This window comes from Cohnella sp. SGD-V74 (assembly GCF_003001675.1).
Classification (GTDB): domain Bacteria; phylum Bacillota; class Bacilli; order Paenibacillales; family Paenibacillaceae; genus Cohnella.
This window is the reverse complement of the sequence record NZ_PVYW01000004.1, coordinates 214285-227618: the sequence shown is the minus strand read 5'-3', so window position 1 is coordinate 227618 and position 13334 is coordinate 214285. Positions and strand designations below refer to the sequence as shown.

At 56.6% G+C, this 13334-nt stretch carries 10 protein-coding genes; 2 read left to right on the top strand and 8 right to left on the bottom strand.

Translation table 11 applies throughout. The features are described from left to right. The 8 genes from B0G52_RS08290 to B0G52_RS36130 form a co-directional block, all read right to left on the bottom strand. A complete protein-coding gene (locus tag B0G52_RS08290) occupies window positions 1-990 on the bottom strand; it encodes an ABC transporter permease (protein WP_094043053.1) in 990 nt (329 codons plus the stop codon). A 3-nt stretch (window positions 991-993) separates the two neighbouring features. After that, window positions 994-2034 (bottom strand): ABC transporter permease, encoded by a 1041-nt coding sequence (locus tag B0G52_RS08285; protein WP_094043052.1) that lies wholly within the window; start codon window positions 2032-2034, stop codon window positions 994-996. Then, a complete protein-coding gene (locus tag B0G52_RS08280) occupies window positions 2031-3566 on the bottom strand; it encodes a sugar ABC transporter ATP-binding protein (protein WP_094043051.1) in 1536 nt (511 codons plus the stop codon). The genes B0G52_RS08285 and B0G52_RS08280 overlap by 4 nt, the downstream gene beginning before the upstream one ends. Window positions 3567-3688: 122 nt before the next feature. Then, window positions 3689-4015 (bottom strand): L-rhamnose mutarotase, encoded by a 327-nt coding sequence (locus B0G52_RS08275; RefSeq protein ID WP_094043050.1) that lies wholly within the window; start codon window positions 4013-4015, stop codon window positions 3689-3691. Continuing rightward, window positions 3999-5669, bottom strand: coding sequence for a response regulator transcription factor (locus B0G52_RS08270; RefSeq protein WP_094043049.1), 1671 nt, complete (start codon window positions 5667-5669; stop codon window positions 3999-4001). The genes B0G52_RS08275 and B0G52_RS08270 overlap by 17 nt, the downstream gene beginning before the upstream one ends. Further along, the gene (locus B0G52_RS08265; protein WP_094043048.1) at window positions 5656-7491 is read right to left on the bottom strand and encodes a sensor histidine kinase; all 1836 of its coding nucleotides are present in this window, start codon (window positions 7489-7491) and stop codon (window positions 5656-5658) included. The genes B0G52_RS08270 and B0G52_RS08265 overlap by 14 nt, the downstream gene beginning before the upstream one ends. Beyond that, complete coding sequence (locus tag B0G52_RS08260; protein WP_233162487.1) at window positions 7481-8530, bottom strand: autoinducer 2 ABC transporter substrate-binding protein; 1050 nt, start codon at window positions 8528-8530, stop codon at window positions 7481-7483. The genes B0G52_RS08265 and B0G52_RS08260 overlap by 11 nt, the downstream gene beginning before the upstream one ends. 19 nt (window positions 8531-8549) lie before the next feature. After that, complete coding sequence (locus B0G52_RS36130; protein WP_094043047.1) at window positions 8550-10052, bottom strand: L-fucose/L-arabinose isomerase family protein; 1503 nt, start codon at window positions 10050-10052, stop codon at window positions 8550-8552. Window positions 10053-10169: 117 nt separating this feature from the next. On the opposite strand from B0G52_RS36130, the gene B0G52_RS08250 reads away from it, so the two are divergent. Both B0G52_RS08250 and B0G52_RS08245 read left to right on the top strand, forming a co-directional pair. Next, the gene (locus B0G52_RS08250) at window positions 10170-11045 is read left to right on the top strand and encodes a helix-turn-helix transcriptional regulator (protein WP_094043046.1); all 876 of its coding nucleotides are present in this window, start codon (window positions 10170-10172) and stop codon (window positions 11043-11045) included. Window positions 11046-11174: 129 nt separating this feature from the next. Continuing rightward, complete coding sequence (locus B0G52_RS08245; RefSeq protein WP_094043045.1) at window positions 11175-12302, top strand: transglutaminase domain-containing protein; 1128 nt, start codon at window positions 11175-11177, stop codon at window positions 12300-12302. Window positions 12303-13334 lie beyond the last annotated feature (1032 nt).

Here is a 13334-nt window from a genome sequence, read left to right as displayed (position 1 = left end):
TTATTTCCTGCGGGCGTAAGCGAAGCGCTGCTTGAGCTGCGGAATCGCCACGGAGACGATCAGCAGCACGCCCATGATAATCAGCAGCATCTGAGCGGAGACATTGACGAGACCGAGACCGTACCGCAGGAATCCGATCAGGAACACGGCCAGAATCGCGCCGATCATGCGGCCTTTGCCGCCCGCGGTGCTTACTCCGCCGAGCACGACCATCGCAATGACCTCCAGCTCGTACCCCATCGCGATGTTCGGACGGGTGCTGCCCATCCGCGAAGTCAGGAACAGCGCCGTGATCGCCGACATCAGGCCGGCCAGCGTAAAGACGATGATCTTGATCTTGTCGACTTGAATGCCGGAAAATCTGGCGGCCGTCGCGTTGTTGCCCATCGCGTACACCATTCTTCCGAACGTCGTCTTATGAAGCAAAATCCAGAACACGACCGCGAAGAAGACGAATGCGATCAGAATAAAGGGAATGCCTCCGACGTAACCCCAGCCGAGAAACTTGAACCAGCTCGGGAATTTGCCCGACGCCTGATCTTCGAGCAGGATATAAGCGATCCCGCGATAGATGATCATCGTCGCCAGCGTGACGATAACGGCGGACAGCTCCTTGTACTTGACGATCAGCAGCCCGTTGACCCAGCCGCAGATCGTACCGATTGCCAGACAGATAATGACGGCCAGTTCCATCGGGACGCCGTGATTGTACAGATCCGCCATAATGACGGACGACAAGGCGACGATCGAGGCGACGGAAATATCGATGTCCCCGAGCAGAATGATGAACACCATCGGGAGCACGATGAACGCCTTGTCCAGGAACCCCATCGTCGCGTCCCTCAGATTGGCGGAGTCCAGGAAATACTCCGACAAATTCGAGTTCATGACGAACACGCCGATGAGGAGGAGAACGAGCAGCCATTCCCATTGGAGGAAGAAACCCTTAAGCGTAAGTTCTTTCTTGTTGGCGATCAGACGTTGTTCCATGGCTTATATCTTCCTCCTCATCAGGTTATTGCGGTCGATTCCCCGCTTGACCAGAGCGTTGACCAGCACGGCAATGAGGATGATCGAGCCTTGAATGAAATTTTGCCAGAACGGCGAAACGTTGATCATCGGAAGCGCGTTGTTCAAAATGCCGAGCAGCACGGCGCCCAGAATGACACCGGACAGCTTGCCGACGCCTCCGGCGATGCTGACCCCGCCGAGCACGCAAGCGGCGATGACGCTCAGCTCATAGCCCGACGCCGTATCCCCTTGCGCCGAGGCGAACTTGGATACCCAGAGCACGCCCGCCAGTCCGGACAGACCGCCCATGATCGAATAGACCAGCCACAAAATCCGTCCCGTCCGGATGCCGCTGATTTCCGCGGACTCCGGATTGCTGCCGATGGCATATACCCTTCTTCCCGTGCGGGTATGGCTGACAAAATAATAAGCGACGATGTAGATGGCGATCGCGATCAGAATCAGATTGTTAATTCCGAATACCGATCCTGTGGCGATGGCCTTGAAGCTTTCCGGCATCTGGTGGGCGCTGACCCACTTGCCTCCGCTCGTCTCGAACGTCAACCCGCGGAAGACGTTCATCATGCCAAGCGTGGCGATGATCGGAAGAATGTTGATCCACGACACCAGGAAGCCGATGACGACTCCGCATACGAGCCCTACTCCGACGCCGACGCCGACCGCGAGCAGCGGATGCAGGTCCGGATACTGGCTGACCGTAAGCGCCGACACCATCCCCGACAGCGCCAATGTTGCGCCGATGGACAGGTCGATCCCCCGCGTAATGATGACGAGCATCATGCCGACCGCCAAAATGCTCAGAATCGCCGTGTTGGTGGCGATGTCGCTAATATTTTCCCAGGTGAGGAAGCTCGGGTTGCGCAGCTGCACGCCGACGGACAGGATCACGATGAAGAGCAGCAGTCCCAGCTCCCGGAACTTCGCGATGTTCGCGCTTAGCGATCCGCTCTTGTCGTGTCCCGCTCCTTGCAGAGCCGCCGAATTCGTTGCCGCCTGTTTCATGCTCCAGCCCCCCTTTTGCCGTCTGTCGCGGGCGCCGAGTCATCCATCGAAGCGGCCAGAATGGCCTCTTGCGTCAAGCCTTCGCGATCGAGAATCGCCGTAATCCGCCCTTCGCGCATCACCGCGACCCTGTCGCACATGCCGATGATCTCCGGCATTTCCGATGACACCATGATGATGCCGTACCCGGCGTTCGCCAGATCGCTGATCATCTCGTAGATCGCCGACTTCGCGCCGACGTCCACCCCTTTGGTCGGTTCGTCGAGAATGAGCACGTCCAAGTCTCCGGTGAGCAGCTTGGCGAACACGACCTTCTGCTGGTTGCCTCCCGAGAGGGCGCTGGCCAGCGTGAATACGCTCTTCGCTTTGACGCCGACCTTCTCCGCCAGCTGCTTGGCCAGATCCAGCTCCTTGCGGTTGTTCAGCATCCCTTTATTCGAAAATCTCTTCAGCGCGGGAAGCGTAATGTTGCGGCCGATGCCCCACTGCAGCACGAGTCCCTGCTTCTGCCGATCTTCCGGCAAATAGCCGATGCCGACCTTCATCGCTTCCTTGGGGCTCTTGACTTTAAGCTCCTGGCCCTTGAACACGATTGTTCCCTTGTCGTGCTTCGATACGCCGAACAGCGTCTCGCACACTTCCGTGCGGCCCGCGCCGACGAGACCCGTGAGTCCGAGAATTTCCCCTCTTCTCAAGGAGAAGGAGACGTCCGCGAAATAGCCCGTTTTGCCCAGCCCTTCGAGACGAAGGAGCTCTTCGCCGATCTTCGCCTCCGTCTTGGGAAACAGTTGGGAGATTTCCCGGCCGACCATGGCCACGATCAGATCAGGGTTGGAAATTTCGTCAACGTCCCACGTGCCGATATACTTCGAATCGCGGAACACCGTCACTTTGCTCGCCAAACGGTACATGTCCTCGAACCGGTGGGAAATAAAAATAATCGACGCGCCGTTATCCCGCAGACGTTCCGTAATGCGGTACAGCTCTTCGCTCTCGTTTTTCGTCAACGCCGCCGTCGGCTCGTCCATAATGATGATTTTGGCGTTGACGGAGAGCGCTTTCGCGATTTCCACGATTTGCTGCTCGGCTACGCTCAGCGCGCCCATCAGCGTTTTCGGGCTGAAACCCGCGCCCAGCTCCTTCAGCAGACGCCCCGCTTCCTCGTGCATTTCCTTCCAGCGAATGCGCCGCGTGCCTTTCTGTATTTTCTCGTGACCCATGAAGATGTTCTCGGTCACGCTCAGGTCGGGATAGTTCGTTACGTGTTGGTAGATCGCCGCGATGCCGGCTTTCTGCGCGTCCGTCGGATGCTTGAACGATACCTTCCGTCCGTTCAGGAACATATCGCCTTCCTCGGGGGCATGAACTCCGGTAATCACTTTGATGAAGGTGGATTTGCCCGCTCCGTTCTCACCCATCAAGGCGTGAATCTCGCCGGGCTTCAGCTTGAAGTAGACGTCGTCCAGCGCTTTGACACCGGGAAAAATCTTCGTGATGCCTCGCAGCTCCAGGACGTATTCCGCCTCTGCCATCTCCCTTCCCCTCCTTCTTTCTCTTGGTGCTCAACGTGTAGCTTAAGGATACAGGGGTCGGGAGGGCTTCCATAGGGGACATTATTCAGGTAAGGGGGTGATCTTTCGGGTCATGAATGAGGTTATTTCAAATAAAACACTTCCGCCATCGGCCGGATCGGCTCCGGTTCCTTCAGATCGAAGGAGCCTTCGACCATCTCCGACGTAAGGGCGTTCCAGCGCTGGCAAACCTCGCTTGCGGCGACGCAGGCGAACGCTTTGTCCACGTCGTCGCACTCGAAACAATAGAAAAATCGGTTCCCGCTGCGGAAGATGGAATAATTGCGGATGCCGGCCCGGGAATGCTCCTCCATCATCTCCGGCCACGGTTCGGCATGCAGCGCGACGTATTCGTCCACTCGGTCCTCTTTGATCGTCCAAGTCCAGGCGAATTTATTGCTCTTGGCCATTCGAATCTCCTCCTCCATGTTGCAGCAGCAGGCGTTCCCGGTATTTCGAAGGGGTCATGCCCGTCCGCTGTTTGAACAGCTTGCTGAAATATTTCACATCCTGATAGCCGATCAGGCCGCAGATGTCTTGAATCTTCAGCTTCTGGTCGTCCAGCAGCGTCTTGGCGCGTTCGATCCGCAGGCCGGTCAAATAGTCCAGCATCGTCTCCCCCGTCTGCTGCTTGAAATACTCGCTGAAATAGGTCGGGTTCATGTACACCTGGTCCGCGATTTTCTTGATCGTGATCTCCTGGTCCAGATGCTCCGTCATCCAGGCTTTCGCCTGGTCGATCGGCTTGCGGCTGCCGCTCTCGCGAGCCTGTCCGATGTCTTCCAGAATACGCTCCAGCAAATCGTTCACGACCCTCTTCAGCTCTTGCAGATTGGCCGCGCGTTCCGCCTTATGCAGCTCTTCCTCAATCGACAAGGAGATCGCGTAGCCGCTGAGATTCTCCAAGCCTGCGGAATGGATGAGGAGCATCGCGTTCCTGGCCGTCTTCTGCAGCCGTTCGGGAGAATCCATCCGATCCAGCAGCTCGAACAGCCGCCTGGAGCATTCGCGGGCTTCCTCCGCCTGGCCCAGCTCGACGCCGAGCTTCAGCTTGCGCAGCGCCGCGGCCAGCTCTTTGTCCGGCGTTCCGGTCTGGACGGCATCCCCCTCCGCTTCGGAGCGCTCCTGGCGAAAGATGCGATTGCCTCCGTGAAGAAGCCGGTAATTCATGAGCCCTACCGCTTGCCGCTTCGCTTCCGGCAGCAGGTACAAGTCCTCGATCGGATCCCCGTAGGCGACGGACACCGAGAACGGCGTGTACGTCTGGATCGAGGAGCGGAGCTTGGACGCCAGCTCGAAGGTCGCCTCCTCCCACTCCAGCTCGGAATCGGGGCTGTAGAGCAGCATCCAGAATTCCGCTTCTCCGCCCCTCCAGCACCAGCCTTGCCGATCCGAACTTCCGAAGTGGTTGTCCAGCACTTCGCCCATTATATTTTCCAGCGCATAGAAGTAGGCTTTCCAATCCCCGGGCTTGTAGCTTCTCGTCTTGACGGGCATCGTATCCATGCGCACCGCGAGCAGCACGTACTGCCCCCTCGGAAAATCGTCGACCCAGTATCCGAGCGAGGTCATATCGATATCCATCGAGGTGATGTAGCTCAGCGTCTGAATTTGCCGCGCCTTGCGGTGCTTTTCCGCGTCCCGCTCCATCTCGCCGCGCTTCTGCCGCTGATACCGCCCTTCGGAGACGATCGTCCGAATCTCCGCCATCCGGCTGCGGAACTGCTCGCGGTCGACCGGCTTGAGCAAGTAATCAAGCGCGCCTTCCCGGAGCGCCGTCTGAAGATATTGAAAATCGTCGTAGCCGCTGACGAGCAGAGGATAGAAAGAGAAGCTCTTCTTCGCTTCATGAATCAAGGTCAGTCCGTCCATCTCGGGCATCTTCACGTCCGTAATGAGCAAGTCGACCGCGCCGTTCGTCTCGTGAAAATAATCGAGCGCCTCTCTGCCGTCGCTGGCCGTCTTCACGACCTCCCAGCCTTCTCCGCAGGAGAGGACAAGCCGTTCGATGCCTCTGCGGATTCTCGCTTCGTCGTCCACGATGAGCGTTCTAATCGTCTGCATTTGCGATCGTCTCCCCTCTGGTCATCGGAATCCGGATGATGACTTCCGTGCCTTTGCCCACAATGCTGTGAAGCTGCAGCCCGTAATCCGCGCCGTGCATCATCACGATTCTGGCATTGACGTTAATAAGTCCGAAGTGCGCGTTCCGTCCTTCGAAGCTGATTTTCTTAAGCGACTGCTCCAGCTCTTCCATCCGCTCCCCGCTGATGCCCGGACCGTTGTCCCGCACCCGGAACACGATGTCCCGTTTGCCCGAACGGGCTCCGAACTCCTGGCTGACCGAGAGGTAGATTTCGAGCGCTTTGCGCGTCTCCAGTCCGTATTTGATCGAATTTTCCACAATCGGCTGCAGGATGAACTTCGGAGTATAGAGCGTATGATAATCCTCGTCGTCCATCATCTGAACGATCTCGAAATGCACCCTGTCTTCGAAGCGGAATTTCTGGATCGTCAAATAATCTTTCACGTGCTGAACTTCCTCCGCGATCGCGACGGACTTGGATTGATTGGACACGGAAAACCGCAGCATCCTCCCGAGCAGCGTGACCATATCGACCACCTGCTCCGTCTCTCCCTCTTCGACCGCCATGCCGATCGTCTCGAGCGTGTTGTACATGAAGTGCGGGTTAATCTGGGATTGCAGCGCGTACAGCTCCGCCTCCTTCTGGCGAATCTCGATCTGGTAATTTTGCTGAATCAATTCCCGGATCGTCGAGATCATCGAATTGAAGCTTCGCGCCAGCGTCCCGACCTCGTCGCCGCTTCGGACTTGAAGATCGACCTGGAAATCCCCTCTCTCGACGGATTTCATCAGGCTGCTCAGCTTCTTGAGCGGCCGGGTCATACTATAGGACAAGAGGATGGCGATAAAAGAAGTGACGAGAATGATGCCGATAATGACGAAAACGGTCACGTTGCGAACGAGGTCCGTCCTCTCGGTCAAATCCTTGAGAGGAATGCTGTGCACGAGAATCCAGCCTCTCTCGGGAGACTGGTTGACGCTGACCAGCTTGGCAGGGTCTGAAGCGCTCGTCCGGAAGCTGCCGTTCAGCGTCGGATACCGGATTTTCTCCTCGTCGATCGCGCCGATTTTATGGTGGTTCGTATGGTAGATAATTTTGCCCGTCGAAGCCATGACCCATAGCTCCGCCCGCTCGTTCTTCTCGAAGTTGCGCACGATGTCGTCGATAAAGCTCAGGTCGACGGCGATCATCATCGTTCCCAGATTTCTGCGATTGTCGTTATCGCTAATCGGTTTATGAATAAACACGTAGGGAACATCCGTGTCCAGACTTACGTCGATCTCGTCCGGAAGCACGACGCGCGCTTGACTGCCCGTCGTCTTCACTCCCCCGATATAATCGCCGAGCTTGGCGTTCCAATCGTCTTCCTTAAACCCGGCCTTCGCGCTGTAGAACAAACGTCCGTTCGACAAGACGAACACGCCCATGACGTCGGCGTTCCTGCCGCTCGTGTATGTGCGCGCCAAATAGCTGTTCATCGCGTATTGATCCCGGTTTAACGCGGATCTCCGATCGTAGGTCTCGCGCCGCAGAATCGTCAGCACGTCTTCCGAATTGAAGAGCATGTCCGGCAGCCTCGTCAACTCGTCGATATGCTTCTCGATATCCGCGTTCGCTTGATACAGGAACCGGGGCATATATTCGCCGATCTGCTCTTCGACCGACCTGGCGTATTGCGTATAGGACACGTAGACGAGCAGCAGCAGCGGGATTACCGTCAATAAAACGTAGGTGACGGTCAACTTGTACGCGATCGGATAATCCCGCAGCTTCCATCCGAACCGACGCTTAAAAATCATATTGACCTACGTTCTCCGCCGTAAAATCGAGCGGCTCCCCCATAATGACCATATCCCCGTTCACGCGTATATTTCCGACACCGTCGATTTCCCGGCCATCGACCGGCAACTTGCCGCTTAGCAGATCGTTGGCGAGTTGAATCGTCAAATAGCCGAGCTTCTTCGGACTCCACAGCGTCGACATCTGCGCGGAGCCGTCCAGCAGATGCTCCTTCATCAGATTCGGATTGGACAGGCCGACCACTTTCACCCGTCCGAGCTTGCCGGCTTCCTTGACCGCCATCGCGGCTACCGGCGGCGCTACGGAAGAGTTTCCGATAATGCCGTCCAGCTCCGGATAGTCGGCCAACAGCTGTTTGGCCGCTTCGTAGGCTCTCTCCGTCACGTCGTCCGTCGTGACCGTCGTCACGAGCTCCAAGTCCGGATAGTATTGCTGCTGCTGGACTTTGATCCATTTCAGCCACTCGTTGTTGTTGGCGGCGGAAAATGAGCTGGTCATAATCGCGAACTTGCCTTCTTCCCCCATCGTTAAGGCGAGCGTGTCCAGCAGATGACGCCCCAGCACTTCGGGATCGACCATATTGACGAAAAACCTTCTGCCTTCCGCCTGGGTGTCTCCGTCCCACGTAACGACTTCGATCCCTTCTTCCATCGCCCTTCTCAGGATCGGAACCAGCTTGTCCGGATCGTTGGCCGACAAGGCGATCAGATCGACCTGACGTTCGATCAGCTCTTCGACGATCTCGATCTGAAGCTCGGCGTCCGCGCTTGCAGGCTCCCGGTAGAGCAAGTCGATGCCTAAATCTTCGGCCGCTTCTCTGGCGCCTTCCGCCGCGTACATGAAATAGTCGTTCCCGACCTTCGGAACGAAGGCAACTTGATATCGGGCGGGAGGACCGCTTGTCTCCGCAGGAGGCTTCGCCTCGGCTGAGCTTTCCGGCTCCATCGAGTAAATCAGCTCGTACCCTTTGGACGTGCTGGAGTCGCACGCCGTCGTCAGCAGCGCTGCGGCCAGAAAAATAGCAAATATACGGAACACAAGACTCCTCCCGCTCTCTTTATAGAGTGACTTGTTCAAGTTTCATTAGTTCTCCTGCTTTAGAGAACAATCCTGCGTTATGTCCGATGGACATCGCGCAATGGTGCGTAGGCGCTTCCGCGAACCAGCGAGCCATATAGTCGTCCGGATGCATACGGAACTTGACCGGAGTCTGAGTGTTGCCGATGCGCATGATCGGACCGTCCGTCGATTCCGCCTCGCTGACGATCAGCTTCAGCTTGCCGTCTCCCGTCTGCGTCACGTTCAGCGTCGTGATCGGTCCGGTCTTGACCTTCGCTTCCACGGATACGCCCGTGCCTTGCTTGCCGTGATACAGCCCCATTCCCCGAAGCACCGGCTGGCCTTCCGAGATGGCGATATGGAACGGACCGTCGTGCCCGAGCAGGATCGTGCCGTCCTTGTAATCGACGACGACAATCTCCGAGAAGCTGCCTCCCGTGCCGAGAAGGTCGCAGATCTTCATCGCAAGAGCCGTCTTGAGATCGCCTTCCCCGGCACACGGAATGCCTCGGGCCGTCAGCAGCGAATGACCGACGATGAATCCTCCCTGAAGCTTCTCGTATTCTCCTCCGGGCGCGCCATGGTAATAATAACATAACGCGTCAAGATCAAATTCCCGAACGAGCTTCTCTTGGGCGGCGGCGACCCGGCACGACCAGTCGAGCTGCTCGTCGCTCGGCTTCCTGGCGATCGGATCGGACGGAGAATCGCCGCTGATCTGGAACATCTGACGAACCTCTTCGAGCTTCTCCTTGACTTCGCGTTCGGTGACCTCCTTCAGCTGACGGTCGAGATCGCACATCTCCAGCACTTCCACGTGAAGCCCCGTCTGAGCCTGCACCATCGTAAAATCGCTGTACATGTCGAGCATGCCGCTGTAAGTATTGCCCAAGAACCCGAACCGGCTATGCTTCAGGTTGCGAGGAATCGATGCGGCGCGAACCCACTCCTCGATCTCCCGCCATGCGCGGACCGCCTCCGGCATCTGCCTCGTATTCTCGTTCGTCAGGGAGATCTCCGGCGTCTTCTCCAATCCGAGCAAACCGTTGACGACCCGGAAAGGAATGCCCGCGCGATTAAACGCATTGGCGAACTCCGGTACGGGACACGCGCCGCAATGGGCTAGCCACTCCCCCGTCGTCGTCTGCTCGTAGTTGATCCGATCGGTAGGCTGAAGGTTCAAGAATACGACCGGCGCCCCGCAGATTTGGTGGACGGGCAGCACCGTGGAGCTCGTCGAATACGTGGCCGCATGACAGAATACCAGGTCGACGTTGTTGGCGTTCAGCCACTCGCCCGCTTTGCGCCCCTCGTATTCGGTATCGACCAGCCCGTAATTGTAGATTTCGCCCCATTGGGACATCCGTTCTTCGATCGCTTTGCCGTATTCGACGAGACGCTCCCGCAGGCCCGGAAACTGTTCCCAATACGCCCGAAGGCCGACGCTGTACAATCCGATTCGCGCTTTGCGCGGCGGTTTTATCGCTTGCTTGAAAGACACGTTTACCACCCCGTTATCTTATGGAATAATGAGTATAACTTGATTGTAAATGCTTTCAGCAGCTCTGACATCCTACGATCTTGGTCAAAAATAACACTATCTTGGAGTTGATCCGATATGCCCGGCTACCGGGAAGACGCCTCTCACGACTGGACGGGCGATTCGATCCGCACGATCGCCACCCCTTCCGCATTCGCCAAAGCGTCTCTGTATTATGTACAAGAATCCGGAAAGTTCCGTACGATGCCGGCTTACTATACCGAACGCGAAAACCTGGACTCCTACTTAGTCCTCTATACGACGAGCGGAAGAGGCAGCCTGACCTACGACGGCAAAAGCTACGTGCTCTCGCCAGGACAGCTCTTCTACGTCGACTGCCGCAAATATCAGCATTACCGAACCGATCCCGACGAGCTGTGGGAAATGGTGTGGGTTCATTTTAACGGCGGCTCTTCGCCGGCCTATTACGAGCGATTCTCCGCTGCCGGCAGCCCCGTTCTCCGTTTGTCCGACGATTCGAGAATTCCAGCCATTATGGGGGACATCGTTTCTCTCGGCCAACGAAGAACGTTTCATTCGGAGCTGACGGGCTCCCGGCTGATCGTCGATCTGCTGACCGAGCTGCTGCTGGCCGTACAGAACCGCGACGCGTCGGCCGCGCCGGGAATTCCCGCGCTCGTGCGGGACGTCATGAAGCATTACGATCGGCATTACGAAGAGCCTTTGAAGCTGGACGACGTAGCCTCGGCGTTCTCCGTCGACAAATATCATCTGTCCAAGGAATTCAAACGGTACACCGGCTTCTCCCCGAACGAATACTTGATCCATACGAGGATCACCCGGGCCAAGGAGCTGCTTCGCTTCACCGACATGCCCGTGGCGGAGATCGCTTCGTCCGTCGGCGTCGACAACGTCAGCCACTTCATCAATTTGTTCCGCGACCGGGAGACGACGACCCCGCTCGCGTACCGCAAAACGTGGAGACAATCATAAATCGGCCGCCCCCGGAATAAGGATGTACGGCCTAACGAACGGTATGCTATATTACGAATATAACCGTCCGGGAAAATACGGCCGCAATCGCGCGCTGCCCCGCGGTACGAGAGAGAGGACACGACGAATATGAACGACAAACTCAAAGCTTTGCTCGCTTCCTCGCTCTTGTTGGGCATTCTGCTGTTGACTGCGGGCTGCAGCTCGCTCCAGATCGTTCACGCCGCGGACGGCGCAACGCCCCAGGCGCGGATGCAGCAAGATCTCGTAACCGCCATCAGCCAGCGGAAGAGCTCGATCCAATTGAAATTCGTCGGCAACAAAAACGCCACGCTTAAGCAAGAGATCAAGGACGTCCTCGAAGCCGCCATCCGCTCCGACGACTACTTGCACTATATCGTGAAAACTTACAAATATAAGGCTGCGATCAAAGGGAATTCCGCGACGATCGACTTCAGCTTTACTTATTGGGAGTCGCTGGCGCAGACCGCCGAAGTGCGCAGACAAGTTGCGTCCATTATCAAAAGAATCGTAACTCCCGGCATGAACGATCATCAGAAGGTCAAAACCGTTCACGACTGGGTCGTCGCGAATTTGGCCTACGATACCCGCCTTGTCTCCCATTCCGCCTACGACGGGCTGATCGACGGATCGACGGTATGCCAGGGGTATGCCTTGCTTACGTACGAAATGATGAAGCAGGCGGGGGTGCCCGTGCGGATTGCGGAAGGGACTTCGAGGGGAAGAGCCCATACGTGGAATCTCGTACGGATCGACGGAAAGTGGTACCATCTCGACACGACCTGGAACGATCCCGTGCCGGACGCCGTCGGTAAAGTGCAATACGGGTACTACAATCTGACCGACGCCCAAATCCGGGTCGATCACAAATGGTCCGCCTCGGACGGTTATCCCGCCGCCTCGACCGATTACGGTCAAGTCGTCTCCGATCTCGCCAAGAAAGGCGGGAGCAAAGCGGGCTTCTACCGTCAGCTGCACGGCTTGATGGGTTACGCTTATTTGGAAGACTCGTATACCGCTACCAATGTCTCCGAGCTGACGGAGCAAATCCGCGCAGCCGCCGACAACGGCGAATCCGCGCTCGTCGTCCGTTACACGAAGGGGACTACGGTGACTTCGGATCTCAAAAAAGCCTTCAACGCCCAGTCCGGCGCCTCCCGCATCAGCTACACGCTCGAAGACTACACCCGGACTCCGGCCAACGACAAGCTTCTCCGCATTACGCTTCACCGCTAACCTGCGCCGTTTAAAACGCCAAAGCCCCGACCATGCATCTACATGGCCGAGGCTAGCGTTGCGGTAAGCTATTCATTTGTACTCGTCCTAACCTCCGATACATGCACTGCATGCGCTTCAGAATAATGTTGCCCGAACATGCTTGGCATGTAACCATTCACGTTCTTCTTGCTTATGTGTCGCTTAAATCCCTTGCTTTCGGATACCCGCATGCCGGGAGGTATGCTGGCACGCTTCGCCTGTCGCTACGTCATCGGATGATTCTCCCTTCTTCCCGTCGTGTATATTGTCAGTTCAGGCGATTAAAAGTTGGGGGTGAGCCGGACCGTCTTAAGAGTTGCTGCGAGACGCCGTTTGGTCACCTGCGATTCGCCTGAAGCAGGACAATCTGCCTTGTCGTAGCTCCTTGCTAACTCGTTTGCTTGCTGGTGTGTTGCTGTCTTCATTATAGCCTATCTTTACAATAAGTTAAATATTCAGATAATTCAGTTTTATTGGGAAATGGGCGGAATTCCTGAACTTTGCTTCCGTATGGTCGCTCTTTCTCTATTGTTCGCGATTTTTCGACGCCCCTTTTCCTCCCCCGCTTATACGCCAGCATCCTCTCCCTCGTTATACGTAAACATCCTCCCTCTCTCGTTATGCAACAGTATCCTGCCTCTCGTTATACGCCATCGTCCTCCTTCTTCTCTCGGCTGCTTTCTCCTCCCATTCGGCTGCTTATGCTCACTATCCCTTTGGCTCAGAATCCGTTAAAATTCGGCGCCCGCTCCCCCTCCTTTTTTTCCCCTACGGCCACTATCCCCTCGACTCAGTTCCTATGTCATGCGCCCCGTTCCCGCTCACTTTTCACCCTAATTACCGTCTTTTCCATCCCAAGTACGTCTTTCCGCCCTCACTACCGTCTTTTCTGCCTCCATTACCGTCTCTTTCGCCTTCATTACTGTCTTTTTCACCCTTATGGCCATTATCCCTTTCCCTCAGAAATCGCTCGAATTTCCGGATTCCGTTCACTTTCCGATCCTATAATCA

Coding starts and splice junctions, on each gene's coding strand:
- B0G52_RS08290 (WP_094043053.1), bottom strand. CDS start 990: ATGGAACAACGTCTGATCGCCAACAAGAAAGAACTTACGCTTAAGGGT.
- B0G52_RS08285 (WP_094043052.1), bottom strand. CDS start 2,034: ATGAAACAGGCGGCAACGAATTCGGCGGCTCTGCAAGGAGCGGGACAC.
- B0G52_RS08280 (WP_094043051.1), bottom strand. CDS start 3,566: ATGGCAGAGGCGGAATACGTCCTGGAGCTGCGAGGCATCACGAAGATT.
- B0G52_RS08275 (WP_094043050.1), bottom strand. CDS start 4,015: ATGGCCAAGAGCAATAAATTCGCCTGGACTTGGACGATCAAAGAGGAC.
- B0G52_RS08270 (WP_094043049.1), bottom strand. CDS start 5,669: ATGCAGACGATTAGAACGCTCATCGTGGACGACGAAGCGAGAATCCGC.
- B0G52_RS08265 (WP_094043048.1), bottom strand. CDS start 7,491: ATGATTTTTAAGCGTCGGTTCGGATGGAAGCTGCGGGATTATCCGATC.
- B0G52_RS08250 (WP_094043046.1), top strand. CDS start 10,170: ATGCCCGGCTACCGGGAAGACGCCTCTCACGACTGGACGGGCGATTCG.
- B0G52_RS08245 (WP_094043045.1), top strand. CDS start 11,175: ATGAACGACAAACTCAAAGCTTTGCTCGCTTCCTCGCTCTTGTTGGGC.